16 protein-coding genes, 1 tRNA gene and 2 rRNA genes are annotated in these 26,919 nt (G+C 71.6%); 12 read left to right on the top strand and 7 right to left on the bottom strand.

Annotation, left to right across the window (positions count from 1 at the left end):
- Positions 1 to 27 precede the first annotated feature (27 nt).
- The 6 genes from MUK52_RS17195 (at position 28) to MUK52_RS17220 (ending at position 3,987) form a co-directional block, all read left to right on the top strand.
- Positions 28 to 816, top strand: a complete 789-nt coding sequence (locus MUK52_RS17195) for a 2OG-Fe dioxygenase family protein (protein ID WP_284578018.1) — start codon at positions 28 to 30, stop codon at positions 814 to 816.
- The gene (locus MUK52_RS17200; RefSeq protein WP_284578020.1) at positions 816 to 1,304 is read left to right on the top strand and encodes a GNAT family N-acetyltransferase; all 489 of its coding nucleotides are present in this window, start codon (positions 816 to 818) and stop codon (positions 1,302 to 1,304) included. Before MUK52_RS17195 ends, MUK52_RS17200 begins: the two co-directional genes overlap by 1 nt.
- Positions 1,292 to 2,095, top strand: a complete 804-nt coding sequence (locus MUK52_RS17205) for an AzlC family ABC transporter permease (RefSeq protein WP_284578022.1) — start codon at positions 1,292 to 1,294, stop codon at positions 2,093 to 2,095. The genes MUK52_RS17200 and MUK52_RS17205 overlap by 13 nt, the downstream gene beginning before the upstream one ends.
- Positions 2,092 to 2,418, top strand: a complete 327-nt coding sequence (locus MUK52_RS17210; RefSeq protein WP_114058175.1) for an AzlD domain-containing protein — start codon at positions 2,092 to 2,094, stop codon at positions 2,416 to 2,418. The genes MUK52_RS17205 and MUK52_RS17210 overlap by 4 nt, the downstream gene beginning before the upstream one ends.
- Before the next feature lie 143 nt (positions 2,419 to 2,561).
- A tRNA-Met gene (locus MUK52_RS17215) sits at positions 2,562 to 2,635 on the top strand.
- 368 nt (positions 2,636 to 3,003) lie between these two features.
- Positions 3,004 to 3,987 carry a M23 family metallopeptidase gene (locus MUK52_RS17220; protein ID WP_114058174.1) on the top strand — a complete coding sequence of 328 codons (984 nt, stop codon included), beginning with the start codon at positions 3,004 to 3,006 and terminating at the stop codon, positions 3,985 to 3,987.
- Here MUK52_RS17220 and MUK52_RS17225 read toward each other — a convergent pair.
- From MUK52_RS17225 to MUK52_RS17240, 4 genes are all read right to left on the bottom strand, one after another.
- Complete coding sequence (locus MUK52_RS17225) at positions 3,896 to 5,188, bottom strand: PrsW family intramembrane metalloprotease (protein WP_246042938.1); 1,293 nt, start codon at positions 5,186 to 5,188, stop codon at positions 3,896 to 3,898. The two genes, MUK52_RS17220 and MUK52_RS17225, sit on opposite strands and share 92 nt — an antisense overlap.
- Before the next feature lie 85 nt (positions 5,189 to 5,273).
- Positions 5,274 to 6,086 carry a tRNA (guanosine(46)-N7)-methyltransferase TrmB gene (gene trmB, locus MUK52_RS17230; protein WP_114058172.1) on the bottom strand — a complete coding sequence of 271 codons (813 nt, stop codon included), beginning with the start codon at positions 6,084 to 6,086 and terminating at the stop codon, positions 5,274 to 5,276.
- Positions 6,087 to 6,195: 109 nt separating this feature from the next.
- Positions 6,196 to 7,431: an L-2-hydroxyglutarate dehydrogenase gene (lhgD, locus tag MUK52_RS17235; protein WP_281277963.1), complete on the bottom strand. Its 1,236-nt coding sequence runs from the start codon at positions 7,429 to 7,431 to the stop codon at positions 6,196 to 6,198.
- Positions 7,432 to 7,480: 49 nt separating this feature from the next.
- Positions 7,481 to 9,088 carry an NsdA family TPR-like regulatory protein gene (locus MUK52_RS17240; protein ID WP_284578026.1) on the bottom strand — a complete coding sequence of 536 codons (1,608 nt, stop codon included), beginning with the start codon at positions 9,086 to 9,088 and terminating at the stop codon, positions 7,481 to 7,483.
- A gap of 649 nt (positions 9,089 to 9,737) precedes the next feature.
- Between MUK52_RS17240 and MUK52_RS17245 the strand changes: the two genes are divergently transcribed.
- Entirely contained in the window at positions 9,738 to 12,014 is a 2,277-nt protein-coding gene (locus tag MUK52_RS17245; RefSeq protein WP_502963577.1) for an asparagine synthase-related protein, read from the top strand.
- Between the two features lie 520 nt (positions 12,015 to 12,534).
- Here the strand turns inward: MUK52_RS17245 and MUK52_RS17250 are convergent.
- Positions 12,535 to 14,505, bottom strand: a complete 1,971-nt coding sequence (locus tag MUK52_RS17250) for a sigma-70 family RNA polymerase sigma factor (protein WP_502963578.1) — start codon at positions 14,503 to 14,505, stop codon at positions 12,535 to 12,537.
- Positions 14,506 to 14,734: 229 nt separating this feature from the next.
- Positions 14,735 to 15,499 (bottom strand): TetR/AcrR family transcriptional regulator, encoded by a 765-nt coding sequence (locus MUK52_RS17255; RefSeq protein ID WP_114058167.1) that lies wholly within the window; start codon positions 15,497 to 15,499, stop codon positions 14,735 to 14,737.
- Between the two features lie 339 nt (positions 15,500 to 15,838).
- Between MUK52_RS17255 and MUK52_RS17260 the strand changes: the two genes are divergently transcribed.
- Positions 15,839 to 17,422 carry an NAD(P)/FAD-dependent oxidoreductase gene (locus MUK52_RS17260; RefSeq protein ID WP_284578032.1) on the top strand — a complete coding sequence of 528 codons (1,584 nt, stop codon included), beginning with the start codon at positions 15,839 to 15,841 and terminating at the stop codon, positions 17,420 to 17,422.
- 132 nt (positions 17,423 to 17,554) lie between these two features.
- Positions 17,555 to 19,348: an ATP-binding SpoIIE family protein phosphatase gene (locus MUK52_RS17265; RefSeq protein ID WP_114058165.1), complete on the top strand. Its 1,794-nt coding sequence runs from the start codon at positions 17,555 to 17,557 to the stop codon at positions 19,346 to 19,348.
- A gap of 65 nt (positions 19,349 to 19,413) precedes the next feature.
- Here MUK52_RS17265 and MUK52_RS17270 read toward each other — a convergent pair whose 3' ends face one another.
- A complete protein-coding gene (locus MUK52_RS17270) occupies positions 19,414 to 20,694 on the bottom strand; it encodes an MFS transporter (protein WP_174250563.1) in 1,281 nt (426 codons plus the stop codon).
- A gap of 124 nt (positions 20,695 to 20,818) precedes the next feature.
- Here MUK52_RS17270 and MUK52_RS17275 point away from each other — a divergent pair, with 124 nt between their 5' ends.
- The 3 genes from MUK52_RS17275 (at position 20,819) to MUK52_RS17285 (ending at position 26,846) form a co-directional block, all read left to right on the top strand.
- Positions 20,819 to 21,355 (top strand): MarR family winged helix-turn-helix transcriptional regulator, encoded by a 537-nt coding sequence (locus MUK52_RS17275; protein WP_114058163.1) that lies wholly within the window; start codon positions 20,819 to 20,821, stop codon positions 21,353 to 21,355.
- Positions 21,356 to 21,927: 572 nt separating this feature from the next.
- Positions 21,928 to 23,450 (top strand): 16S ribosomal RNA (locus MUK52_RS17280).
- 282 nt (positions 23,451 to 23,732) lie between these two features.
- Positions 23,733 to 26,846: ribosomal RNA gene (locus MUK52_RS17285) — 23S ribosomal RNA — on the top strand.
- Together the 16S and 23S rRNA genes form the textbook arrangement of a ribosomal RNA operon.
- Positions 26,847 to 26,919: the final 73 nt, after the last annotated feature.

Consider the following 26,919-nt stretch of genomic DNA (forward strand, 5'->3'; position numbering starts at 1 on the left):
CCGCACCCCCAGAAGGGACCCACCGCCATGACCACCGCCGTGCCCACCGCCCGCCGGACCCCCGTCCCGGACACCATCGCCGCCGTCGGCCCGGACCTGCGCGACGACCTGCGCGAGAAGCGCTACGCGCTGGTGTCGGCCGCCGACCTGACCCTCTCCCCGGAGCTCGCCGCCGCGTTCGGCGACCTCCAGGCGTCCTGGGGCCGGCTCACCCCGGACGTCCACTTCGGCGGCGGCGACCGCGCCGTCCGCACCCGCCGCTACAGCGACTTCGCGTTCACGCCCGCCACGGGCGAGCTGGTCCCGCTCGACCACGTCGCGTACTTCCAGAGCGAGGCCATGAACGCCTTCGTCGGCGGCATCGAGCGGCACTTCGGCGACGTCGAGGAGTCGACGTACACCAACCCGCTGTTCCGGGCCCTGGTCCGGTACGACTTCGACAACCTGCCCATCGAGGCCGAGTACCGCGACCGCACCTGGGTGTGCCAGATCCACCAGATCCGCATCGAGATCAACCCGGGCAAGTACAACGAGCTCGTCCCCGAGGGCATCCACTCCGACGGCTACCCGTGGGCGGGCCTGCACCTCATCTCCCGCGTCGACGTCGAGGGCGGCCACAGCACCGTCTTCACCTGGGACGAGGAGCCCCTCGCCAAGGGCACCTTCCTCACCCCGCTCGACTCCCTGATCTTCGAGGACCGGGCGATGAAGCACCACGTGACCGGCCTGAGCGCGGGCGAGGACAAGGGCGGCTACCGCGACGTGCTCGCGATCTCCTTCTCCCTGCCGGGCTCGCCGTACGAGACGCTGGTCTGATGCCGGCGGCAGCGCCGGCGCTCGCCGAGGCGTTCGACGTACTGGTCGCGCCGCCCCAGCCGGCGGCGCCCGCGGTCTCGGCCGAGATGGCCGCCGCCGACATCCCGCAGGTCATCGCGCTGCTGCGGGCCGCGCCGCAGGCCGCGTACTGCGAGTGGGAGGACGAGGCGCTCCTGGCGCGGCACCTGGCCCACTCGGCGGACCTGTGCCGCGTGGTGCGGACCCCGTCGGGCCGCGTCGTCGCGGCGCTGCTGGCGGGCTCCTTCGGCGTGCGCGGCAGCATCAGCCACGCGGTCGTCGACCCGGGCCACCGCCGGCTGGGGCTGGCGCGGGTGATGGCGGCGGACGCCCTGGAGGCCTTCCGGCGCCGCGGGGTGCGCCGGATCTTCCTCGCCGTCCTCGACGGCAACGAGGCGGCGACCGCCCTGTGGACCGGGGCGGGCTTCCGGCCGGCGCTGGGGGAGAGGACCTTCGAGTGCGACCTGTAGCAGCCCCCGCCGCCCCGGCCGCCCCGTCTGCGTCCGCGTCCGCGCCTGCGCCTGCGCCGCGGGCGTGGGCGGCCGGGCTCGGGCAGGCCGTGCCCGTCATGCTCGGCTACGTGCCCGTGGCCTTCGCGTTCGGCGTCCTCGGGCACACCGCGGGCCTGCCCTGGTGGGCGTCGGCGGCCATGTCGGCGTTCGTCTACGGCGGCTCCTCGCAGTTCGCCGCCCTCCAGCTGCTGGCGGTCGGCGCCGCCCCGTACGCGGTCGTCCTGACGACCTTCGTCGTCAACCTGCGGCACCTGCTGCTGTCCGCGGCCATCGCGCCGCGGCTGGCCGGCTGGCGCCGCCGGGAGCAGGCGCTGTTCGCGTACGAGCTGACCGACGAGGCCTTCGCCGTGCACTCCGCGCAGTGGGCCGAGCGAGCCGAACGCCCCAAGGCCGAGGTGTTCGCCTTCAACACCGCCGTCCACGGCTCGTGGGTGGCGGGCACGCTGGCGGGCGTCCTCGCGGGGGACCTCGTCACCGACGTGGAGGCGCTCGGCCTGGACTACGCGCTGCCCGCCATGTTCATGGCCCTGCTGGCGGCGGGCGTCGTCGCCGACCGGCGGGGCCTGGCCGTCGCCGTGCTGGCCGGCGCCCTCGCGGTGGGGCTGACCCTGCTCGGCCTGGAGTACTGGGCCGTCCTGGCGGCCGCGGCCCTCGCAGCCACCTTCGGCCTCGCCCTGACCCCCCGCGAGGAGCGCTCCTGCGCCCTCGGGGAGGACGCGGCGCCCGCGGAAGGAGGTGCGGGACGATGAGCAGCCCCGTCCTCGCCCTCACCATCGCCGGGATGGCGGCCGTCACCTTCGGCCCCCGGCTGCTGCCGACGCTGTTCCTGGCGGCGGCGTCCCTGCCCGGCCCGGTCGTGGTCTGGCTGCGGCAGGTGCCGCCGGCGGTGATCGCCGCGCTGCTCGCCCCGCCGCTGTTCGTGCCGGACGGCCGCCTGGACCTCGGTCCGGGGAACTTCGGGCTGTGGCTCGCGGTGCCGACGCTGCTGCTGGCCTGGCGGACGCGGAACTTCTACCTCACGATCGCGTTCGGCATCGGATCCCTGGCGCTGCTCCGCTTCCTCGCAGGCTGAGGCGGGGCTTCCGCCACCGTCTTCGATTCCTTCACCACGTCTCTGACCTGCGTTTATGCCCGCATGGCAGGGGTCGGAGGGGTGCCGCGGGCGATAAATGGGCACAGGGCACCGCTCCGATGGCGTAGGGTTGGTCCTACCGACGCGGGGTGGAGCAGCTCGGTAGCTCGCTGGGCTCATAACCCAGAGGTCGCAGGTTCAAATCCTGTCCCCGCTACTCAGTACGAGGCCCGGCTTCCGATGGAAGCCGGGCCTTCGTCGTTCCCGCCCTGCGCGTGGACGCAGCCGTGACGCTGCGTGATTGAACGGCCGCGCACCGCAAGGCAGCTGAGGGTGCATCAAGAGGCGTGTGTGGCTGGAGGGATGCGCAAGTCGCGGGCGCTTGGCCCTGCTTGATGGCTGGATGCCCGCTTCGCCTGCCTCAAAAGCGGCCACTCCGCGCCCCCTTGGCCGGAATGATCAAGCGCGGCGGCTTGGAATCATTCCCCTGCGTCTATTACCGTTCGATAACGCAGTGCGGTCGTCCCAGCCGTCGCAAGAGGCGGCGCCGTGTGCGTTCGACTGTCCCCTGAGGAGTGTGCCCCGGTGGCCTCCAACGTGCCTGCGCCCGACGGCATCGAGATCCAGGAACCGCCGTCCCCCGGCGCCTGGGGCGAGTGGAACCCCACCGAGGACTCCGTCCGCCCCGTCCGCGGCAAGCACCGCGTCGCCAGGCAGGGCGGGGGACTCGCCCGCAGCTCCACCGTCCTCGGCGTCGGCATCATCGCCGCCGTCGGCGCCGGAGGCATCGCCACCGCCCAGGACCGGCCCCAAGTCCCCATATCCATACCCTCCTTCACGGGGCCCTCCGACGACGACACCGGCCCGGACACGGGCGCCGAGAGCGGCACCGGCGCGCGGACCGGCATCCTCGCGCAGCAGGCCGACGCCCCCGACGCCGGCGAGATCCTGCGCACGCGCATCCTCCAGCAGGCCGAGCACCAGACCGAGGCCGCCGACTCGCAGACCCGCGCCGAAGCCGCCCGGGCCGCGCAGGAGGCCGCCGCGGCCGAGGCCAAGGCCGGGCGCGAAGCCGCCGAGAAGGCCGCCGCCGAGGCCCGCGCCGCCGCGGAGAAGGCAGCCGCCGAAGCCGCCGCCGCGAAGGCCGAGGAGGAGCGGATCGCCAAGGCCGCGGGGAACTACTCCCTGCCGACCTCCTCCTACACCATCACCTCGTACTACGGCGCCTCCGGCGCGATGTGGTCCTCCGGCCACCACACCGGCCTCGACTTCGCCGCCCCGACCGGCACCCCCGTCAAGGCCGTCGCCGGCGGAAAGATCATCTCGGCCGGCTGGTCGGGCGCCTACGGCTACCGCATCGTCCTCCAGCTGCCCGACGGCACCGAGATCTGGTACTGCCACCTGTCCTCGATGTCCGTCACCTCCGGCCAGGTCGGCGCGGGCGACACCATCGGCCGGGTCGGCGCCACCGGCAACGTCACCGGCCCCCACCTCCACCTGGAGGTCCGCAAGGGCGGATCGGCGACGGACCCGCTGGCGTGGCTCCGCTCCAAGGGCCTGACCCCGTAGGCCGTACGGGCCTCCGCGCCGCCGGCACGAACGGCTGCCGCGGCGGCAGCAGGTCCTCCAGGACCGCCGCCCGGGCCAGCGCCGGCCCGGCCGTGGCCCGGCGCTGCCACAGGCTGCGCAGCAGTTCCGCCTCCCGCCCCGCGAACTCCGGATCCCAGGCCGGGCCCGTCCGCGCCCGGTGCCGCAACAGCGCCAGCGCAGCCGCGTCCGCCTCGTACCGGGCCACCGCACGGCCCGCGGCCCGGCCGCCGCTGCGCCGCGCCAGCGCCCTCGCCAGGGACCGCGCCGGCACCGAGGCCATCGCCGACACCTCCGCGGGAGCCATCCAGCCCGCGGCCGCGTACACCGCCAGCTCCCCGGCGACCCTCCGCAGCCTGCGCCGCCGCATCCGCACCGCCAGCCACAGCAGCAGCCCGAACAGCGGCACCATCACGCAGCCGTACACCCGGTAGAAGCCGTACTCGCCCATCCGCGACGAGCTGTTCCACAGGGCGTGCAGGCCCACCGCGAGGGCAAGCCCCAGCAGCGGCAGCCCGCACCGCGCCGGCCGGGAACGCCGCCGGCCCGCCCGGACCGCGGCCGCGGCACCGAAGCCGAGCCCCGTCAGGACCGTGAACAGCGGGTGCGCGAACGGCGACAGCACGATCCGTACGAAGAACGTCGCCAGCGTCACCGAGTCCAGGACGCCCGCCGGGCTCTCCATGTCCTCGGTGAACGCGTTCCCCAGGTAGAGGACGTTCTCGGTGAACGCGAACCCGGTGGCCGTGAACCCGGCCGCCGTGAACCCGTCCGCCGGTCCCGTGAAATGCCGCCTGCGGAAGGCGAACACCGCCAGCAGGGCGGCCGCCTTCGCGCTCTCCTCCACCACCGGCGCGATCGCCACCGAGCCGAGCAGGTCCGCGTCCGACGGGTCCGCGGCCGCCCCCGCGATCCACTCCGTCGCGAAGTCGTTGGCCAGTATGGCGATCAGCGCCGCGGCGCAGGCACCCCAGCCGAAGCAGAACAGCAGCAGCGCCCACGGCCGGGGCGCCGCCCGGCCCAGCCACCGGAACGCGGCGAGGAGCGGAGCCACCGGCAGCACGGCCAGGCCGAGGCCCACCAGGAAGCCGGCGGTGCCGGTCTCCTGCCGGACGAGTTCGAGGATCGCCAGGCCGGAGGCGGCGAGGACGGCGAGCACGCACGCCCGCGCACGGCAGCGCAGGCGGACCTGCGCCCGCGGGCGGGAGCCGGGGAGTGCCAGGAACACGCGATGACTCTAGCGAGCCGTCCCGACACGGGGAGTGACCTCAGGCGTTCTCCACCCGGCGGAACAGCAAGTCGTGTACGACGTGCCCCTTGTCCAGGCCCTGCCCCTCGAAGCGGGTCAGCGGCCGGAAGTCGGGCCGCGGCGCGAAGCCGCCGTCCTCCTGCGTGTTCTCGAACAGCGGGTGCGCGGTGAGGACTTCGAGCATCTGCTCGGCGTACGGCTCCCAGTCGGTCGCGCAGTGCAGCACCGCGCCCGGCGCCATCCGCGTCGCCGCGAGGTCCAGGAACTCGGGCTGGATCAGGCGCCGCTTGTGGTGACGGGCCTTCGGCCACGGGTCCGGGAAGTAGACGCGGATCCCCGCGAGGGAGGCCGGCGGCAGCATTTCGCGCAGCAGGATGATCGCATCGCCGTTCGCCACGCGGACGTTCGTCATGCCGCCGCGCTCCGCGAGGGCGAGGAGGTTGCCCTGGCCGGGGGTGTGCACGTCGGCCGCGAGGATGCCGGTGTCCGGGTCGGCCGCGGCCATCTGCGCCGTCGCCTCCCCCATGCCGAAGCCGATCTCCAGGACGACGGGCAGGCCGCCGAAGAGCCGGCCGAGGTCGAGGACCTCGCGCCCGTCGATGTCCAGGCCCCAGGTGCCCCAGAGCCGCTTCAGGGCCTCGCCCTGCCCGGTCGTGACCCGGCTGCGCCGCGGCTGGAAGCTGCGGATCCGCCGCTCGTGGTGCGAGCCCGCCGGGTCGGGTGCGGGGCCGTCGGGGAACCGCGGCTCGGTGCGCCACTTGGGCGGCACGTAGGAGTTCGCCGCGGGCTCGGCTTCCGGGGCGTCGGGCTGGGGGGTACGGGACTCAGACACAATCCCGGAATTCTACGGCCCGCCCCCGCGCCCCGCCCGCCGACGGCCCCGCGCGGCCGGGAGGACGAGTGGCCGGGCAGCCGGGAGGGGCGGGGGCGGGGGCCGCGGGTCAGGCCCGGGCCAGGCTCCCCAGGGCGCGCCGGGCGATCTCGCGCCCGATCGGCAGCGACGCGGTCGCCGCGGGCGACGGCGCGTTCAGCACGTGCACGGTCCGCGGCGCCTCCCGGATCAGGAAGTCGTCGACGAGCGTCCCGTCCCGCAGGACGGCCTGCGCCCGCACCCCCGCCCCGGCCGGCCGCAGGTCCCCGGCGGTCACCGCGGGCAGCATCCGGCGCACCGCCTCCGTGAACGCCGCCTTCGACAGCGAGCGGCGGATCTCGCCCGCCCCGTACCGCCAGTGCCGCCACGCCATCCGCCACGCACCCGGCCAGGCCAGCTCGTCCGCGAGGTCCCGCGGCCGCACCACGCCCCAGCCGTACCCCTCGCGCGCCAGCGCCGGCACCGCGTTCGGCCCGACGTGCACCCCGCCGCCGATCCCCCGCGTCAGGTGCACCCCGAGGAAGGGGAACGCCGGGTCCGGCACCGGGTAGACCAGCCCGCGCACCAGCCCGGGCCGCACCAGGTCGTAGTACTCGCCGCGGAAGGGGATGATCCGCATGCCGGGGTCGTCGCCGGCCAGCCGGGCGACCCGGTCGCAGTGCAGCCCCGCACAGTTCACCAGCGCCTTGGCCCGTACGACGACGCCGGCCGTCGTGCGCACCGCGACCCCGCCGGACCGCCGCGACACCAGGTCGACGGCGCCCCCGTAGACGATCTCCGCCCCGGAGGACTCGGCGAGCTGCCGAGCCACCAGCCCGTAGTCCGCGATCCCGGTCGTCGCCACGTGGATCGCGGCCGCCCCGCGCACCTCCGGCTCGTACTCGCCGATCTGCGCCGGCCCCAGCTCGCGCACCGGAATGCCGTTCTCCCGGCCGCGCTGCACCAGCGCGTGCAGCCGCGGCAGCTCCTCGCGGTCCGTCGCCACGATCAGCTTGCCGGTCACCTCGTGCGGGATGCCGTGCTCCGCGCAGAACTTCACCATCTCCGCGGCGCCGCCCACCGCGTAGCGCGCCTTCAGCGAGCCGGGCCGGTAGTAGATCCCGCTGTGGATGACGCCGCTGTTGCGGCCCGTCTGGTGCCGGGCCGGGCCCGGCTCCTTCTCCAGCACCACCACCCGGGTTCCCGGCGCCAGCCGCGACAGGGCGTACGCCGTCGACATCCCGACGATCCCGCCGCCGACCACCACCACGTCGCAGTCGGCCCTGCCCCCGGCGCGCACCGCGGCGCCGCCCACGCTGTCCTCCAAGCCGCCACCTCCCACCCCTGCATACTGCACCCCGCCACCGACAGGACGGCTACGCGGGGGCCATCAGCAGCGGCCGGGCCCGCTCGCGCAGCTCGGCGACGCGCGGCTCGTCCCCGTACGGCTCCAGCCGCTGCAGCAGGTCCCGTACGTACTCGGTCGTGCGCGCCGACGAGATCCGGCCCGCGACCTCCACCGCGCGGGTCCCCGCCGCGCACGCCGCGTCGAGGTTGCCCGACTCCAGCTCCGCGACCGCGCTCACCACCAGCCGCAGGCCGTGCGAGCGCACGTACTCCTCCGTGGGCCGCGACAGCGCCTGCTCGGTGAAGCGGCGCACCTGCCGGGGCAGCCTGAGGTCCCGGTAGCACTCCGCCGCGTCCGCCGCGAACCGGTCGTACGAGTAGAAGCCCAGCCAGGTCGGGTCCGGGTCGCCCGGCCGTGCCCGCTCCAGCCACCCCTCCGCGGCCCGCAGCGCCGCCCCGGCGGCCGCCGAGTCGCCGGCCTTCGCGTGCGCCCGCGCCTCGACCAGGCGGAAGAAGCTCATCGTGCGCGCGGTGGCCAGCCCGCGGTTGCGCTCCACGGCCGCCTGCGCGAGGTCGACGCCCTCGTCGGGGAAGTCCCGGTACGTCGCCTGCAGCGACATCGACGCCAGCACGTACCCGCCGAGCGGGACGTCCGCGGCGGCCCGCGCCAGGCGCAGCGCCTGGATGTAGTAGCGCTGGGCGGCCTCCTGCTGGCCCGTGTCGAAGGCCATCCAGCCGGCGAGCCGGGTCAGCTCGGCGGTCGCCCCGAACAGGGCGCGGCCCACCTCGTCGCTGTACGAGCCGAGCAGCAGCGGGGCGGCGTCCACGCGCAGGCACTCGGGCACCATCGACGAGCGCCAGTCCCCGCCGCCGTACTTGGAGTCCCAGCGGCGGGCGTCCTCGGCGGCCTCGCGGAGCTTGCTGACGTCGCTGTGGCCGACGCGCTGCGGCGAGGCGTCGGCCAGGCCGACGACCGCCGGGGGCGGTGCCGCCGGGGCGCCGCCCGGGGCGGCGGGGGCGTGCGGCGTGCGCGGGGTTTCGCCCGAAGGCTGCGGGGGCACAACCGTGGACGGCGCGGGCGGGGAAGGCGGCACGGGCGGGGTGGGCGGGGCGGCAGAGGCGGAGCCGGACGCGGACGCGGGCGCGGCGCCCTGCGGCGCAGGTCCGCGCGCCACCGAGCTGTCGGCAGGCGATATCAGCCAGCGCGAGACAGGCGTCGCGTACGCCGACACGGAGAAGGAGCCGGCCAGCGACTGCCAGATCCCGCCGCCGCCGCGGCGCCCGGCGAGGTCGAGCCGGTACAGCTCCGTGGCCGAGCGCACCGCCGCGCCCACGTCGCGGGGGAAGGCCAGACCCACCTCGGGCGCCGGGTCGGCGTCCGCCAGGCCGATCTCGTGCAGCGGCACAGGCCGGCCCAGCTTCGCCCCGATGGCGGCCGCGATCAGATGCGGGGCCGCGCCCTGCGGCACCATGCCCTTCGACACCCACCGGGCCACCGAGGTCTTGTCGTAGCGGAGCGTCAGACCCCGCTGGGCGCCCAGGTCGTTGACGCGCCTGGCCAGTCCGGCGTTGCTGATGCCCGCGAGGGCGAGGACGGCGCCGAGCTTCTCGTTGGGTTCGCGGAGATCCCTGGACATGCGCCACCCCTCGTCACACGCGGAACGCACTCAACTCATACGCCGCCGGGGCATAGGCGCCCGGCATTTCGTAAACCCAGCGTAGTTCCCCGCCTCCCAAGCGTTAAGGCCCCGGCTTCCCTATGGCGGGATTGTTGTCCGCCCGCACAGTCCGCCCCGGCCCGGCGGCGACGGCGCGCGCCCGACCGCGTGCTCCGGCCGTGTGGCCGTGCGCCCGCCCGTGCGCTCTGGCCGGTCGTCCGGCCCGGCGATTCGATGTGCCGTGCGTGGGTCGGCCCGCTGCGTGGATCCGGCGGGCCGGGGGATGCCGCCGCTCCAATCCCCGCGGGTGGCGGAACGGTCCGGGAGGTGCGCCGCGCTTCCCGGACCGCGCCCGCGCACCGCCGCGGCCGCGCGCGTCCCCTTGTGCGCGGTGCACTGAGTACGGCCTGAGAATGGCCGAAACCGGCCTGTGGGCCGGTGGGAACGGAACACCAAACACCGTGTGGGCGCGGTGTGTTCGTTCGCACGTCCGCCCTCCCGCACCACTCCTGCACGCCTGTCTCGTGGCAGCATGGTCCCGAGCCACCCGGGGTCCGGCCGGCCGCGCCCTCGCGCTGCCCGCGCCGCAGCGGCCCCGGTCGATTGCCCACGGGCTGGGGAGGCGGCGGTGCGCTGGTTGGTGGGGTGGAGCAGTATCGCCGCGAGCTTCGGCACGGCCGGCCGCGTCGGCCCCGGCGGCCGCCCCCGCAGCGCCCGTGAAGCCGAGCCGGGGTCCGCGTACGGGGCCGGGTACGGGTACGAGTCCGGGTCTGCGTCCGGGCACGGGCACGGGTCTGCGTACGGGTACGGCCCCGACGGCCCGGTCACCGGCGGCATCGCCGACGCCGCCCACGCCGACGACCCCGCCGGCCGCGACGCCGAACGCACCGTCGTCCCCGTCGGCGCCCAGCTCCTGTGGGGCGACCCCGACCCGCTGTGGGCCGTCGGCGACTGGCGCCCCGACGAGATCCGCACCCTCACCGCCGACCCCGCCGACCCCTTCACCCGCATCGCCGTCCTCGGCTGCTGCGGCGCCACCGACGCCGAACTGCGGCGCGCTCTCACCGCCGCCCGCGGCGGCGCCCTGCGCCACCTCACCCAGTGGTCCGGCAGCTACACCGCCGTCGTCCAGGCCGGCCGCCGCATCACCGTCGTCGGGGACCTCGCCGGCGCCCGCCCCGTCTTCCACACCCCGTGGGCCGGCGGCACCGCCTACGCCACCGCCGCCCTCCCCCTCGCCGACCTCATCGAGGCCCAGCTCGACATCGGCCACCTCGCCGCACTCCTGGCCTGCCCCGACAGCCCCGAGGCACTCGGCGACGGCACCCCGTACGAGGGCGTGCGCCGCATCCCGCCCGGCCACGCCCTGATCCTGCGCGAGGGCTCCCGCGAGATCACCGGCTACGAGCCGGTCGCCTCCCTCGCCGTGGCCGCCCCCGAGGCCGACGCCGAGCGCGCGGTGGAGGGCGTACGCGAAGCACTCGTGGACGCGGTGCGCGCCCGGCTCACGGCACCGCGGCACGCCCCCGAGAGCCAGCCGTACGACCCCGGCCCCGTGCCCGGAATGGGGCCCGCCGAGCGGCGGGCCGCCCGCGGCCTGCCCGCACCCGTGCCCGGCGTCGGCGCCGACCTCTCCGGAGGCAGCGCCTCCGCCACGCTGGCCCTCCTCGCGGCAGGCCTGCCCGGCGCCCCCGGCGCCCTCCTCGGCCGCACCGGCGAACGGCTCCTCGCCGTCACCTTCAACGACCTCGCCACACCGAGCGGCCGCGAAGCCGAACTCGAACGCGCCCGCGCCATCGCCGCCGACCCCCGGCTGCGGCACGTGGTCGTCGCCGCCGCGGAGGAAGCCCTCCCCTACGCCGACCTCGACGGGCCCCTCACCGACGAGCCCGGCCCCTCCCTCGTCCACGCCTCCCGCGAGCGGCGCCGCCTCGCCGCAGGCTCCGCCGACCACTTCACCGGGCACGGCGCCCGCCAGGTCCTCGACGCCCACCCCGCCCGCCTCGCCGACCTCCTGATGGACCGCCGCAGACGCCACCTCCTGCGCCCCGTGGCCGCCCTGGCCCGCTCGGCACCCGCCGCGGGAGAGTCCCTGACCGTCCCCTTCTCCGTGTACGGGGCCGCCCGCCGCCTGGCCCGCACCCCCTACCGCACCGGCATGGAGGCCGCCGCCGCCCGGCTGCGCGCCGGCGACATCCGCCCCGCCGGCACCGGCGGCCCGGTCGACGCCTCCCTCGCCGCCCTGACCTGGTCCCGGCCCGGCCCGGCCGCGGGCTGGCTGACCGGGGAGGCGCTCGCGGAAGTATCGATCCGCCTCGCCACCGCCGCGGGCCGGCCCCCGCTGTCCCTGCGGCCCGGCGAATGCCGTGCCCGCGCCGCCCTGACCCGGCACGCCGCCGACCACCGCGTCTTCGAGCAGGCCGTCGAGGTCCGCAGCCAGCGCCTCCACGCCCCGTTCCTCGACAACCAGGTCGTCCGGGCCGCCCGCGCCCTGCCCGACCCGCTGCGCGTCCAGCCCGGGGCCCGCGCCGCCATCCTGCGCAGCGTGCTCTCCTCGGCCGGGGTCCGCGAACTCCCGCCCGGCTGGGGCGCCCCCGCCCACGTCCCGAACGAGACGGCGACCCGCCTGGGCCTCCGCGCGGCCCTTGCCACCCTCCTGTCCCTCTTCACCGCCCCGCTCCTGGCAGACGCCGGCCTGATCGAGGCCCGCGTGGTCCGCCAGGCCCTCCTGGACGCGGCCGAGGGCCGCCCCGTCCCCCTGGACGGCCTCGCCGAACTCGTCTCCATGGAACTCTGGCTGGGCCGCCTCCTGTCCCGGCGCGGCACCTGCTGGACGGGCACCACGACCCCGCGCCGCAGGGCCGTCCCGAACGGCGTCCCGCAGCCGCGGGCGGCGCTGTCGTGAGGGAGGCGGGAGCCGGGGGCGGGAGTCGATGGGTCGGGGTCGGTAGTGGTACTGGGGGTGTCCCGGGCAGTTGATGGTGTCCGGGGCGGGCCGGTCCCTCAAGGGCGCGCCCGTTGGGCGCGTCGCTGCGCGATGGCCCTTCGGGCGACCCTTGACCGACCGACCCGCCCCGGAGGCATTTTTTTCTGCCGGGACGCCCCCAGGGGAACGGCCAGGGGGTACGTGGACCATTCAGGGCCATCAGAGCCCCTGCTCTCCCGCACCGCAGGCCCCTTTCGCCCCACCGGCATCAGCCGACCCGTCGGCGGAAGCCCGGGGGCGTGACGTCGGAAAACGACGTCCAGAGCGTCATCCGGCGGCAGGAACGCCTCGGACCGGTACGCGGCCCGGCTCCTTCGGCGGCCGGCTGCCGTCAGGGGTGGGGGAGTGCACGTCAGGTCTGCTCTGTGACCGGTCGGCCGGCCTCGTACGGGCCTTCCCTGCGTCGGGCCCCGGGTGCCCGGAGTGCAGGCGGGTGCGGTCAGCGGCAGGTGAGGACGGCGTCGGCCCAGCTTGCCAGGGTGGGTCTGGGGCCCCGGCCGAGCGGCTCCACCACCAGGCGGATCGTTTCGTGCCCGGTGAGCGGTACCTCGACGGTTGCGGCCCGGTCGGTGCGGTCCAGCGGGGCCGACTGCCACAGGCGCTTGCCGTCGGCCCAGACCGAGAAGCGGACCTTGCCGTCGGAGAGCAGGGACAGGCGGTCCACCCCGGCCCGGGCGGAGAACGACGTGCACTGGCGGTTGAGCGCGATCTCCACCGAGGAGCGGGCGCTCACGGTCAGCCCCTGCCCGTACTGCCGGTCCGCGATGCCGATCGTCCAGCGCTGCCACACCCAGCTGCTGGGCCAGGCCCGCAGCTCGGGTCCGCGGTGGTCGCCGAGCGCGGAGTACCCCAGCGAGGCCAGCTGGTAGCTCCGCGCCGGCGCTGGTGGCGGTGTCGGCCGGGGCGAAGAGGGCGGTGTCGGGGACGGAGGGGGCGCCGGGGCAGGGCTTTGCGAAGCCGACGGCGTGGGCGAGGGCCGCGCCGGCGGCTTCGGCGCGGTGGACGCCGGCTTCGGCGACGCAGGCGGCGAGCTCGCGGGCCGGGCGGGCGCGGCGGCCTCCGCAGGCGGCTCCGATGCGGACGGGCTCGGCCGCTCCGGCGCCGGCACGGCAGGCGCGGCGGCCCGCGGCGCGGGATGCGCCTGAGGGGCCGGCTCGGCATCCTCGCCGACCAGGGCGAACACCACCCCGGCAGCGGCGGCGACCGCGATCCCCGCGGCCAGGGCGGCCTTGGCCGGCAGCCCGATGCCCTCCGACACCACAGCGCCCCCCACACCGGCCCCCGAGCCCCCGGCACCCCCGCCGGCAGCGGCACCGCTCCCCGCAGCGGCACTGCTCCCGGCCGTGCCCGCGGCGCCCGACGCACCCGCGGCCCCGGCCGACGCTGCGGCGGCCGCGCCGGCTCCGCCCGCGGCGACGGCCCCACCGGCCAGGACACCGGCGGCCTTCGCGGAGTACCCGGCGGCCAGCCAGCCGATGACCGCGACCGGCAGCAGCGCCGGAATCCCCGCGTTGACCTCCTTCAGCTCGCCCGCGGCCAGCCGGCACCGGGCGCACTCCTCCAGGTGCCTGCGCAGCCCCCGCTCGGCCCGCATCCGCAGCCCGCCGCGGGCGAAGGCGCCCAGCCGGTCCGCGTACCGCGCGCAGTCCCCGCCGGCGCTGAGCGCGGAGCTCACATGCGCCTGGAGATAGGCCTGCTTGAGCCCTTCCCGCGCCCGGCCGGCCAGCACGGCCGTCGCGTTGGCGCTCAGACCGAACAGCGGGGCGACCGCGCTCGGCGAGGACTCCTCGACCGCGGTGTGCCACAGCACGGCCTGCCACCGTTCGGGCAGGCTCCGGAAGGCCTGCACCGCCAGCGACCGCTCGGCCTCGTGCATCGCCCTTACGTCCGCGCCGAGTTCGAGCGTGTCGTCCCCGGAAAGCCCGGACGCACCGCCGCCCTGCTCCGCTCCCGCGGCCGCCTGCTCGGCGAACAACGCGAAATCGTCGACGAGCTGTTCGCGCCGTGCGGTCTTCGTCCAGGCCGCGGCGACATGCCGCACCGTGGTCAGCAGGTAGGCCCGCACCGCCTGGTCCGGACCCGCGCCTCTCCGCACCGCCTGGAGGGTCCGCGTGAACACCTCGGCGGTCAGGTCGTCGGCGGTGTGCGCATCCCGGCAGCAGGACCGCGCGTAGCGCCGTACGGAGTCGGCGTGACGGCGGAACAGCTCCTCGTACGCCCCGTCGTCGCCGGCGCGCATCCGCGCAATCAAGTCACCGTCGGACGGCGGAAGTTCGGCACTGCCCGCCCGCGGTGCGGCATGCCTGCCCCGGGCCGCGCGCTGGGCCGGAACCTGCCCCAGCGGCGCATCGGCCGCCTCGGCTTCCCCGGCGGCCCCACCGATCGGCTCTTCCCGACCGTCAACGCTCATCGCGGAAGCTCCCGCACGACAGACTCAACCGGTACACCGTTCCAGCCTGTCACACGGGGGGCGCGCGCCGGACCACTCGCGCAACCATCCACCCGTCCCGGGCAGCGTCCGCACGGCGGTCCGTACCGCCTCTCACCCGTTCGAGTGAGGGAGCGTCCGCGGATGTGCCGTCCCGGGGTCCAGAGCGCCGCTGCGTTCCGGACCCCGGGGAGGCGCGCCCGTCACACGGTCAGGCGGTGCGGGAGCGGAGCCCCTCCAGCAGGATGTCGAGCAGCCGGGCGGACGCCGCCGCCTGCTGCGCCGCGTCGGGCAGGGCCGGCGCGGCCGTCGCTATGACCAGCAGCACGTCGGCCACGGTCACGTCGGCACGCAGCTCGCCCGCCTCCCGGGCGCGGTCGACCAGCTGGCCGACGACCTCCAGCAGGGCGCCCGCACCCGCATCCGGCGACGGCTCGTCGTCGGCGGCCCGGCCGCCCACGACGCGCAGCTCCGGAGAGCCCGCGGCGCCGGCCTGGCGCTGGTGCGGGACGCGCGCCTCCAGCGCCTCCTCGGCCTCGTCCTCCGCGGAGCGGACCCGCAGCACCTGCGGCGGCAGCAGCCGCCCCGCACCCGAGGCCACGGAGGTGCGCAGGAAGCGGGACAGCGCCTGCCACGGCTCCTCCTCCTGGCCGAGCGCGGTCCTGGCCTGTTCGGTCAGCCGGGCGGTCTCCTCCTCGGCTATGCGCCGGACCAGCACGTCCTTGCTGGGGAAGCGCCGGTACACCGTGCCGACGCCGACGCGGGCGCGCCGCGCGACGTCCTCCATCGGGGCCCCGTAGCCCAGCTCGCCGAACACCTCGCGGGCGGCGCGCAGGACGTGCTCCAGGTTGCGCTGGGCATCGACGCGCAGCGGCGTGGAGCGCACGCCCGACGCGGCGGTGCCGCCGGCGATGCCGCGGCTGCTGGTCTCGCTCTGCAGCGCGGCCGCAGAACCATGGAAATCGGAAATGTTCATGTGTATCCCCCGGTAATCACTTGTCTCCCCCCGGAGACATCCCCGCCTTCACGTCGAGGTAGACCACGGTCAGTGGTCTCGGTCTCACTCCCCGACGAGATACGAACATAGTTGAGCCAGAGTCAATTCAGAAGAGGCAGCCCCCCTCCGGGCACCGCCCGATCGGAGCATCGCCCCCCACTTTTCCGGTCCAAGCCCCCGGAACCACCCTTTCCGTAGCCCCTGACCTGCACAACTCCTCCCCCTTCCGTGCCCTCCGGGACCCCCGCCCCACTGCTCCCTCCGGTCACACAATGTGCCGGGCCTGTGGACAAACTCCCAGCCACGTTGCGTCATGGGATGGTGAAGGCTGCTCACTCCCGAGGCACGGCCCCCGGTACCCCGCCCGGCACACCCGCCACGCCCGCCGCGTCCACCGGCCCCGCCACGCCCGACCGCCCCGGCGCCGCACCACCCCCTGAGGCCGCACCGCCCCCGGACGCGCCCCCGGACGCCCCCGCGGCGCCCACCCCCGCCGAGGCCTCCGTGCCCGCCTCCCGCCCGCAGGACGCCCCGACCCGCATCCTCGTCATCGGCGGCGGCTACGTCGGCATGTACACGGCCCTGCGGCTCCAGAAGAAGCTGAAGCCCGGCGAAGCCGAGGTCACGGTGGTCACCCCCGAGCCCTACATGACGTACCAGCCCTTCCTCCCCGAAGCGGCCGCCGGCTCCATCTCCCCCCGCCACGTCGTCGTCCCGCTGCGCCGCGTCCTCGACAAGTGCCGCATCATCAGCGGCGAGGCCCGCCACATCGACCACGCCAAGCGCACGGCCACCATCACCACCCTGGCCACCGCCGAAGAGGGCAGCGGCCCCGTGGAGGTCGAGTACGACGAGCTCGTCCTCGCCCCCGGCTCGGTCTCCCGCACCCTCCCCGTCCCCGGCCTCGCCGACTACGGCATCGGCTTCAAGACCGTCGAAGAGGCCATCGGGCTGCGCAACCACGTCATCGAGCAGATGGACATCGCCTCCTCCACGCGCGATCCGGCCCTCCGCGACGCCGCCCTCACCTTCGTCTTCGTCGGCGGCGGCTACGCCGGCGTCGAAGCGCTCGGCGAACTCGAGGACATGGCCCGCTACGCCGCCCGCTACTACCACAACGTCAAGCCCGAGGACATGAAGTGGGTGCTGGTCGAGGCCACCGACCGCATCCTCCCCGAGGTCGGCCCCCAGATGGGCGTCTACACCGTCCGCGAACTGCGCCGCCGCGGCATCGACGTCCGCCTCGGCACCCGCCTGGAGTCCTGCGAGAACCGCGTGGCCGTCCTCAGCGACGGCTCCCGCTTCCCCACCCGCACCGTCGTCTGGACCGCCGGCGTCAAACCGCACCCGATCGTGGCCGCCTCCGGCCTGCCCCTCAACAACCGCGGCCGCATCCGCTGCACCTCCTTCCTCACCGTCGAGGGCGTCGAACACGCCTGGGCCGCCGGCGACGCCGCCGCCGTGCCCGACATCACCGCCGCCGAGCCGGGCCACGAGTGCGCCCCCAACGCCCAGCACGCCGTCCGGCAGGCCAAGGTCCTCGCCGACAACCTCGCCGCCTCCCTCCGCGGCGGCGTCCTCACCGAGTACGCCCACCGCTACGCGGGGTCCGTCGCCTCCCTGGGCCTCCACCGCGGCGTCGCCCACATCTACGGCCGCAAGCTGAAGGCGTATCCGGCGTGGCTGATGCACCGCATGTACCACCTCAGCCGGGTCCCCACCTTCAACCGCAAGATGCGGGTCCTCGCGGAATGGACCCTCTCGGGCCTCTTCACACGCGAGATCGTCTCCCTCGGATCACTCGAACACCCCAGGGCAGAGTTCGAACTCGCCGCCGGCGGCGGCCACCTCCCACCCCCGCCACCGCCCGACCCGGACCCCCCGAAGGACAGCCAGAGCTGACGCTGTCAGTGCCGTCGGACACACTGGGCGTGTGACCATAGGTGCGCTGACACCTGCACAGAGTGACATCGTCCAGCGACTCACCCCCCAGCGATACAGCGACCACTCGCGACACCACGAGGCTTGAACGCAGTGAACTTCACGCGCTGGAGCGCCCGGTTTCCCGGAACGCAGCGCCGCGCCGCCGCCCGGTCCGAACACGCCGCCGCCCAGGCCAAGCGGGGCGAGGGAGCCGTCCCGGCGGCCCGCGGCGCCGCCGGCCGCGCCGCCGCTGCGGACGGCGGCCCCGCCGATCCCACCACCGCCGGCGTCGGGACCGGCCCCGGCGCGGGCCCTGCCGCGGCCCGCCCTGACACGCCCGGCGCCGCCGCCCCCGCCCTGCCCTCCCTCGACGAACTCTCCGTACGCGAGGTCCTCGGCCGCCTCCCGGCCCTCGTCGCCCTCGTCCACGGCCCCGAGCACCGCGTCGCCTACGTCAACGACGCCTACACCGCCGGCTTCGGCCCCCGGCCCACCGGCACCCCCGCCCACGAGGCCCTCCCCGAGCTCGGCGAGCTCGGCCTCCTCCCCCTCCTCGACCAGGTGCAGCGCAGCGGCCGCCCCCGCACCGCCAAGAACCGCACCGCACCCGGCGGCGGCAGCTCGTACACGGTCACCTGCACCCCCGTCGAGTTCCCGAAGGAGCCCCACGGCCCCGACGCCGACCAGCACGCCCACCCCGGCACCGGCGTCATGATCCACCTGGCCGACGTCACCGACCACGCCGAAGCCCTCGAACGCCTGCGCGCCAGCGAGAGCCGCCAGCGCGAGGCCGCCGTCACCCTCCAGCGCTCCCTCCTGCCGCAGGAACTGGAGCAGCCCGACGACCTGCGCGTCTCCGCCGTGTACCACCCGGGCGGCACCGAGGCGGCCGTCGGCGGCGACTGGTACGACGTCATCACCCTCGGAGCCGGCCGCACCGCCCTCGTCATCGGCGACGTGATGGGCCGCGGCGTTCGCGCCGCCGCCGTCATGGGCCAGCTGCGCACGGCCGTCCGCGCGTACGCCCGCCTCGACCTCCCGCCGCACGAGGTGCTCCAGCTCCTCGACGGCCTCGCCGCCGAGATCGACGCCAGCCAGATCGCCACCTGCGTGTACGCCGTCCACGACCCCAGCGAGGGCCTCCTCGCATACGCCTCCGCCGGCCACCTGCCGATCCTCGTCCGCGACGCCGACGGCGTCGTACGCCGCGCCGCGGAGCCCCCCGGCCCGCCGCTCGGCACCGGCGCCTGGCTCCACGCCTCCGGAACCATCGCCCTCGGCCCCGGCTCGACCGCCGTCCTCTACACCGACGGACTCATCGAGCGCCGCGGCGAGGACATCGACGAGGGTGTCGCCGCCCTGGAGAGGGCCCTCGCCGGCGCGCAGGGCAGCCCGTCCGTCATCTGCGACCGCCTGATGCGCGCCCTCGGCGTGGACGCCGACCACGACGACGACGTCGCGGTGATGGTCCTCCAGCAGCCGGACCGCACCGGTCCGGAGGCCGAGCTCTTCCACAACGCCGCCCTCGACCTCCTCGGCGGCATCGAGGCGGCCCCGCGTGCCCGCGCCTTCGCTCAGGGCGTCCTCAGCTCCTGGCGCTTCCCCGTCGAACTGTGCGACCTGGGCGTCCTCGCGGCGAGCGAGCTCGTCGCGAACTCCCTCCAACACGGCACGCCGCCGATGAGCCTGCGCCTGCGCCGCACCGACCGCCGTCTGATCGTGGAGGTCACCGACGGCGACGACCACCTGCCGCGGCGCCGCCGCGCCGAACCGGGCGACGAGACCGGCCGCGGCATCTCGATCATCGCGACGATCGCCTCGTCCTGGGGCTCCCGCCGCACCCCGGGCGGCGGCAAGGCCGTCTGGTGCGAGTTCGCCCTCCCGGACAAGCCGCCCGCCGGCTGACGGGAAACGCAGGCGGGGCCCGGTCCGAACAGACCGGGCCCCGCCTGTGGCTGCTCGACGACGGCCTACGCAGCGACCGGCGCGGCAGCGGCGGCCTTCGCGGCCACGGCCTGCGGGGCGCCCTTGAGCAGCGACGGCTGGTCCTGCGCCGGCGCCAGCTCCCGGCCGAGCCGCAGCGCCAGTACCGCGATGCCCAGCGAGACCGCGACGAACACGGCGACGTACAGCATCGGAGCGCCCGCCCCCAGCGGCACACCCAGCGGCCCGAGCGCCAGCGCCAGCTGCTTGACCAGGGCAAAGGCCGAGTTGTACTGGCCGACCGAACCCTCCGGCGCCAGATCGGCGACCAGCGGAGCCAGCGTCGGGGACAGCATCGCCTCGCCGATCCCGAAGAGCGCGTACGTGGTGACGAACGCGGCGGCGGCCGCCACGGCACCGCCGTGGCCCAGCCCGGAGAACCCGGCGATCAGCCAGGCCGCGGTCCAGATCAGCCCGACCAGCGCGATCACCCGCGACCGGCGGCGCCGCTCGACCAGCCTCAGGACGGCGAACTGCGCGACGACGATCGCCCCGGTGTTGGCTGCCAGCGCGAAGCCCAGCGTGGACGGCGAGATCCGCGCCGCCTCGGTGCCGAAGGCGGCGAGCCCGGACTCGAACTGCCCGTAGCAGGCGAAGAAGATCACGAAGCCGAGGACGAGCAGCTTGGCCATGGCCCGGTGCCGGACCATCCGCTTCCAGCCGCCGCCGGCCTGCGCCGGATCCCGCGGCACGGCGTCCTTGATGCTCGGCGCGTGCGGCATCCGCACGGTGAGGATGACGCCGGCCAGGACCAGGAACATCACGGCCTCGATGCCGAAGAGCAGGGTGAAGCTGCCCGGCCGGCTCTCGTCGACGATCTGGCCGCCGATGAGGCCGCCGATGCCCAGGCCGAGGTTCTGCATGAAGAACTGGAGGGCGAAGGCCCTGGTCCGCGTCCCCGGAGTGGAGCACCACACGATCATCGTGGCGAGCGCCGGCTGCATGACGGCCTGCCCGGCGCCCAGCGCCAGGGCGGAGACCAGGATCGGCACGAGCCCGTCGGAGAGGCCGAGGGCCAGCGCACCGACGGAGGCGGCGACGGCCGCGCCGACGACGACGGGAACGGGACCGCGGCGGTCGATGACGCGGCCTGTGAGGGGCAAGGCGACCAGGGCGCTGACGGCGAAGGCGACGAAAGCACTGGTCGCCGCCATGGAGCCGAGGCCCCGCACCTGCGCCACGTAGATGTAGAGGAACGGAACCGTGAAGCCGATGCCGAACGCCGTCAGCGCGTTGCCGGCCTGGATCCGCCGCATCGCGGCGCCCATCACCTTGGTCACTTCTCACCTGCCCAGATCACTGAAGCCTGAAGACTTCACAGCTAAAATTCGATGCTTAAGAGTACACATCGAAGGAGTTAGACGCCAACGCGCTCGTGCCATACTTCGGACCATGGGTGACACCGCCGACGGCCTCCAGCCCGTCCCAGAGCCGAGCCTCGACGAGCAGATCGCCGTCTACCAGCGCGAGTTCCAGGACCTCGATCCGCAGGTGGAGAAGGTCGTGTCGGCGCTCAGCCGGCTCAACCGCCGCATGAACGTGGCGTACGGGCGCCAGACCGCCGCCCTCGGCATCAGCAACGCCGAGTGGGAGGTCCTCAAGGCCCTCGTCATCTCCGGAGCCCCCTACCGGATGGGCCCCAGCGAACTCGCGAAGCAGCTGGGCCTGACGCCGGCCGCGATGACGCACCGCATCGACCGCATGACGGCGGAGGGGCTCGTCACGCGTGAGCGGGACGAGTCGAACAGGGTGCGCGTGATCGTGGAGCTCACCGACGAGGGCCGCAGCAAGTGGCTCGACGCGATGCGCGCGGCGACGATCTTCGAGGAGGACCTGCTCCAGGACCTCTCCACGAAGGAGCGGGGCGTCCTGGGCGACATGCTCACGCGCCTGCTGGACCGGGTCGAAGACCTCCAGTCGCGCAACTGACAGGCCCACACCAGGGGGGTTGACACGTCCCCCCTGGATCCGTAAAGTTCTGCGGGTTGCCCCAGAGCCGGAAGGTTTTGGGCGCAACAATCCGCCGCCTCGTCGCGGCACCCAACTCAGCACGATCTCCCATCGGGAGTGAATTCGGCGTGCCCGAATTCACGACCGGAGGCCGATTATGAATCGACCGGGAAATCCACTAGAGTTCTGGGAGTCGGAAGGGCCCAACAGCCCGGAAGACAAGCCCCGCTGACTGGGGGTCAGGCCCGAAAGAGTCTGATAGAGTCGGAAACGAAGAACGAAAGCCCGGAGGAAAGCCCCAGTAAGTGTTACTGCGGGCGAGTACGAAGGAAGCGTCCGTTCCTTGAGAACTCAACAGCGTGCCAAAAATCAACGCCAGAAGTTGATACCCCGTCCACTTCGGTGGATGAGGTTCCTTTGAAAAAGACCTGTGAGGCTTCCTCTGGAAGTGCTTGCAGGCAACAACACAGCGAGGACGCAGTGGTCAGTCGGTCTTATTCCGACATGACTGGCCCGCTCTACGTGTGTGTGCACCGGATTACCGGTAAACATTCATGGAGAGTTTGATCCTGGCTCAGGACGAACGCTGGCGGCGTGCTTAACACATGCAAGTCGAACGATGAACCTCCTTCGGGAGGGGATTAGTGGCGAACGGGTGAGTAACACGTGGGCAATCTGCCCTTCACTCTGGGACAAGCCCTGGAAACGGGGTCTAATACCGGATACGACTGCGGAAGGCATCTTCCGCGGTGGAAAGCTCCGGCGGTGAAGGATGAGCCCGCGGCCTATCAGCTTGTTGGTGGGGTAATGGCCTACCAAGGCGACGACGGGTAGCCGGCCTGAGAGGGCGACCGGCCACACTGGGACTGAGACACGGCCCAGACTCCTACGGAGGCAGCAGTGGGGAATATTGCACAATGGGCGAAAGCCTGATGCAGCGACGCCGCGTGAGGGATGACGGCCTTCGGGTTGTAAACCTCTTTCAGCAGGGAAGAAGCGAAAGTGACGGTACCTGCAGAAGAAGCGCCGGCTAACTACGTGCCAGCAGCCGCGGTAATACGTAGGGCGCAAGCGTTGTCCGGAATTATTGGGCGTAAAGAGCTCGTAGGCGGCCAGTCACGTCGGATGTGAAAGCCCGAGGCTTAACCTCGGGTCTGCATTCGATACGGGCTGGCTAGAGTGTGGTAGGGAGATCGGAATTCCTGGTGTAGCGGTGAAATGCGCAGATATCAGGAGGAACACCGGTGGCGAAGGCGGATCTCTGGGCCATTACTGACGCTGAGGAGCGAAAGCGTGGGGAGCGAACAGGATTAGATACCCTGGTAGTCCACGCCGTAAACGTTGGGAACTAGGTGTTGGCGACATTCCACGTCGTCGGTGCCGCAGCTAACGCATTAAGTTCCCCGCCTGGGGAGTACGGCCGCAAGGCTAAAACTCAAAGGAATTGACGGGGGCCCGCACAAGCGGCGGAGCATGTGGCTTAATTCGACGCAACGCGAAGAACCTTACCAAGGCTTGACATATACCGGAAACATCCAGAGATGGGTGCCCCCTTGTGGTCGGTATACAGGTGGTGCATGGCTGTCGTCAGCTCGTGTCGTGAGATGTTGGGTTAAGTCCCGCAACGAGCGCAACCCTTGTCCTGTGTTGCCAGCATGCCCTTCGGGGTGATGGGGACTCACAGGAGACCGCCGGGGTCAACTCGGAGGAAGGTGGGGACGACGTCAAGTCATCATGCCCCTTATGTCTTGGGCTGCACACGTGCTACAATGGCCGGTACAATGAGCTGCGATACCGTGAGGTGGAGCGAATCTCAAAAGCCGGTCTCAGTTCGGATTGGGGTCTGCAACTCGACCCCATGAAGTCGGAGTCGCTAGTAATCGCAGATCAGCATTGCTGCGGTGAATACGTTCCCGGGCCTTGTACACACCGCCCGTCACGTCACGAAAGTCGGTAACACCCGAAGCCGGTGGCCCAACCCTTGTGGAGGGAGCCGTCGAAGGTGGGACTGGCGATTGGGACGAAGTCGTAACAAGGTAGCCGTACCGGAAGGTGCGGCTGGATCACCTCCTTTCTAAGGAGCACAGTACCGATTGCAGGCAAACGTTCTGCACGGTCAGCTCATGGGTGGAACGTTGATTAGTTGGCATCTTCGGATCTGATGGTTCTCGAGTACTGCTTCGGCGTGGAAAGAGGATGCGGATGAACGAGGGTGCCTGGCACGTTGTTGGGTCCTGAAGGCACGGCCGTCTGGCTGGTCTTCAGTGCCGGCCCCAGTGAACTCGCCAGCTTGTCTGGTGGGGTGATGGGTGGCTGGTCGTTGTTTGAGAACTACACAGTGGACGCGAGCATCTGTGGCCAAGTTTTTAAGGGCGCACGGTGGATGCCTTGGCACCAGGAACCGATGAAGGACGTGAGAGGCCGCGATAGGCCCCGGGGAGCTGCCAACTGAGCTTTGATCCGGGGGTGTCCGAATGGGGAAACCCGGCAGTCGTCATGGGCTGTCACCCGCTGCTGAACACATAGGCAGTGTGGAGGGAACGAGGGGAAGTGAAACATCTCAGTACCCTCAGGAAGAGAAAACAACCGTGATTCCGGGAGTAGTGGCGAGCGAAACCGGATGAGGCCAAACCGTATGCGTGTGATACCCGGCAGGGGTTGCGCATGCGGGGTTGTGGGAATGAGCTTCAGTCGTCTGCCGGCGGCTGGGCGAGTCAGAAACCGTATGGATAGGCGAAGGACATGCGAAAGGTCCGGCGTAGAGGGTAAGACCCCCGTAGCTGAAATCTGTGCGGCTTGCTTGCTCATCTCCCAAGTAGCACGGGGCCCGAGAAATCCCGTGTGAATCTGGCGGGACCACCCGCTAAGCCTAAATATTCCCTGGTGACCGATAGCGGATAGTACCGTGAGGGAATGGTGAAAAGTACCGCGGGAGCGGAGTGAAATAGTACCTGAAACCGTGTGCCTACAAGCCGTGGGAGCGTCGGGATCTTCGGATCCTCGTGACTGCGTGCCTTTTGAAGAATGAGCCTGCGAGTTAGCGGTGTGTAGCGAGGTTAACCCGTGTGGGGAAGCCGTAGCGAAAGCGAGTCCGAACAGGGCGTTTGAGTTGCACGCTCTAGACCCGAAGCGGAGTGATCTAGCCATGGGCAGGTTGAAGCGGAGGTAAGACTTCGTGGAGGACCGAACCCACCAGGGTTGAAAACCTGGGGGATGACCTGTGGTTAGGGTGAAAGGCCAATCAAACTCCGTGATAGCTGGTTCTCCCCGAAATGCATTTAGGTGCAGCGTCGTGTGTTTCTTGCCGGAGGTAGAGCACTGGATAGGCGATGGGCCCTACCGGGTTACTGACCTTAGCCAAACTCCGAATGCCGGTAAGTGAGAGCGCGGCAGTGAGACTGTGGGGGATAAGCTCCATGGTCGAGAGGGAAACAGCCCAGAGCATCGACTAAGGCCCCTAAGCGTACGCTAAGTGGGAAAGGATGTGGAGTCGCAGAGACAACCAGGAGGTTGGCTTAGAAGCAGCCACCCTTGAAAGAGTGCGTAATAGCTCACTGGTCAAGTGATTCCGCGCCGACAATGTAGCGGGGCTCAAGCGTACCGCCGAAGTCGTGTCATTGCAGTAATACTCCCAACGGAGGCTGTGATGGGTAGGGGAGCGTCGTGTGCCGGGTGAAGCAGCCGCGGAAGCGAGTTGTGGACGGTTCACGAGTGAGAATGCAGGCATGAGTAGCGATACACACGTGAGAAACGTGTGCGCCGATTGACTAAGGGTTCCTGGGTCAAGCTGATCTGCCCAGGGTAAGTCGGGACCTAAGGCGAGGCCGACAGGCGTAGTCGATGGACAACCGGTTGATATTCCGGTACCCGCTTTGAAACGCCCAATATCGAGGCGAGCGATGCTAAGTCCGTGAAGCCGTCCTGGATCCTTCGGGTGAAGGGAAGTGGTGGAGCCGACGAACCGGACTTGTAGTAGGTAAGCGATGGGGTGACGCAGGAAGGTAGTCCAGCCCGGGCGGTGGTTGTCCCGGGGTAAGGGTGTAGGCCGAGGGGTAGGCAAATCCGTCCCTCATACAAGGTTGAGACCTGATGCCGAGCCGATTGTGGCGAAGTGGATGATCCTATGCTGTCGAGAAAAGCCTCTAGCGAGTTTCATGGCGGCCCGTACCCTAAACCGACTCAGGTGGTCAGGTAGAGAATACCGAGGCGTTCGGGTGAACTATGGTTAAGGAACTCGGCAAAATGCCCCCGTAACTTCGGGAGAAGGGGGGCCATTCCTGGTGATAGGTCTTGCACCTTGAGCTGGGGGTGGCCGCAGAGACCAGCGAGAAGCGACTGTTTACTAAAAACACAGGTCCGTGCGAAGCCGTAAGGCGATGTATACGGACTGACGCCTGCCCGGTGCTGGAACGTTAAGGGGACCGGTTAGCTCCATTTCGGTGGGGCGAAGCTGAGAACTTAAGCGCCAGTAAACGGCGGTGGTAACTATAACCATCCTAAGGTAGCGAAATTCCTTGTCGGGTAAGTTCCGACCTGCACGAATGGCGTAACGACTTCTCGACTGTCTCAACCATAGGCCCGGTGAAATTGCACTACGAGTAAAGATGCTCGTTTCGCGCAGCAGGACGGAAAGACCCCGGGACCTTTACTACAGTTTGATATTGGTGTTCGGTTCGGCTTGTGTAGGATAGGTGGGAGACTGTGAAGCGGCCACGCCAGTGGTTGTGGAGTCGTCGTTGAAATACCACTCTGGTCGTGCTGGATGTCTAACCTCGGTCCGTGATCCGGATCAGGGACAGTGTCTGATGGGTAGTTTAACTGGGGCGGTTGCCTCCCAAAGGGTAACGGAGGCGCCCAAAGGTTCCCTCAGCCTGGTTGGCAATCAGGTGTTGAGTGTAAGTGCACAAGGGAGCTTGACTGTGAGACCGACGGGTCGAGCAGGGACGAAAGTCGGGACTAGTGATCCGGCGGTGGCTTGTGGAAGCGCCGTCGCTCAACGGATAAAAGGTACCCCGGGGATAACAGGCTGATCTTCCCAAGAGTCCATATCGACGGGATGGTTTGGCACCTCGATGTCGGCTCGTCGCATCCTGGGGCTGGAGTCGGTCCCAAGGGTTGGGCTGTTCGCCCATTAAAGCGGTACGCGAGCTGGGTTTAGAACGTCGTGAGACAGTTCGGTCCCTATCCGCTGTGCGCGTAGGAATATTGAGAAGGGCTGTCCCTAGTACGAGAGGACCGGGACGGACGAACCTCTGGTGTGCCAGTTGTCCTGCCAAGGGCATGGCTGGTTGGCTACGTTCGGGAGGGATAACCGCTGAAAGCATCTAAGCGGGAAGCCTGCTTCAAGATGAGTATTCCCACCTCCTTGAGAGGGTAAGGCTCCCAGTAGACGACTGGGTTGATAGGCCAGATGTGGAAGCCCGGTAACGGGTGGAGCTGACTGGTACTAATAGGCCGAGGGCTTGTCCTCAGTTGCTCGCGTCCACTGTGTTAGTTCTGAAGCAACGAACTCGCCATGCCCGGCAAGGCTTGAGTTCAACTTC

The sequence above is a fragment of the Streptomyces sp. 2P-4 genome (genome assembly GCF_030167965.1).
GTDB lineage: Bacteria > Actinomycetota > Actinomycetes > Streptomycetales > Streptomycetaceae > Streptomyces > Streptomyces globosus_A.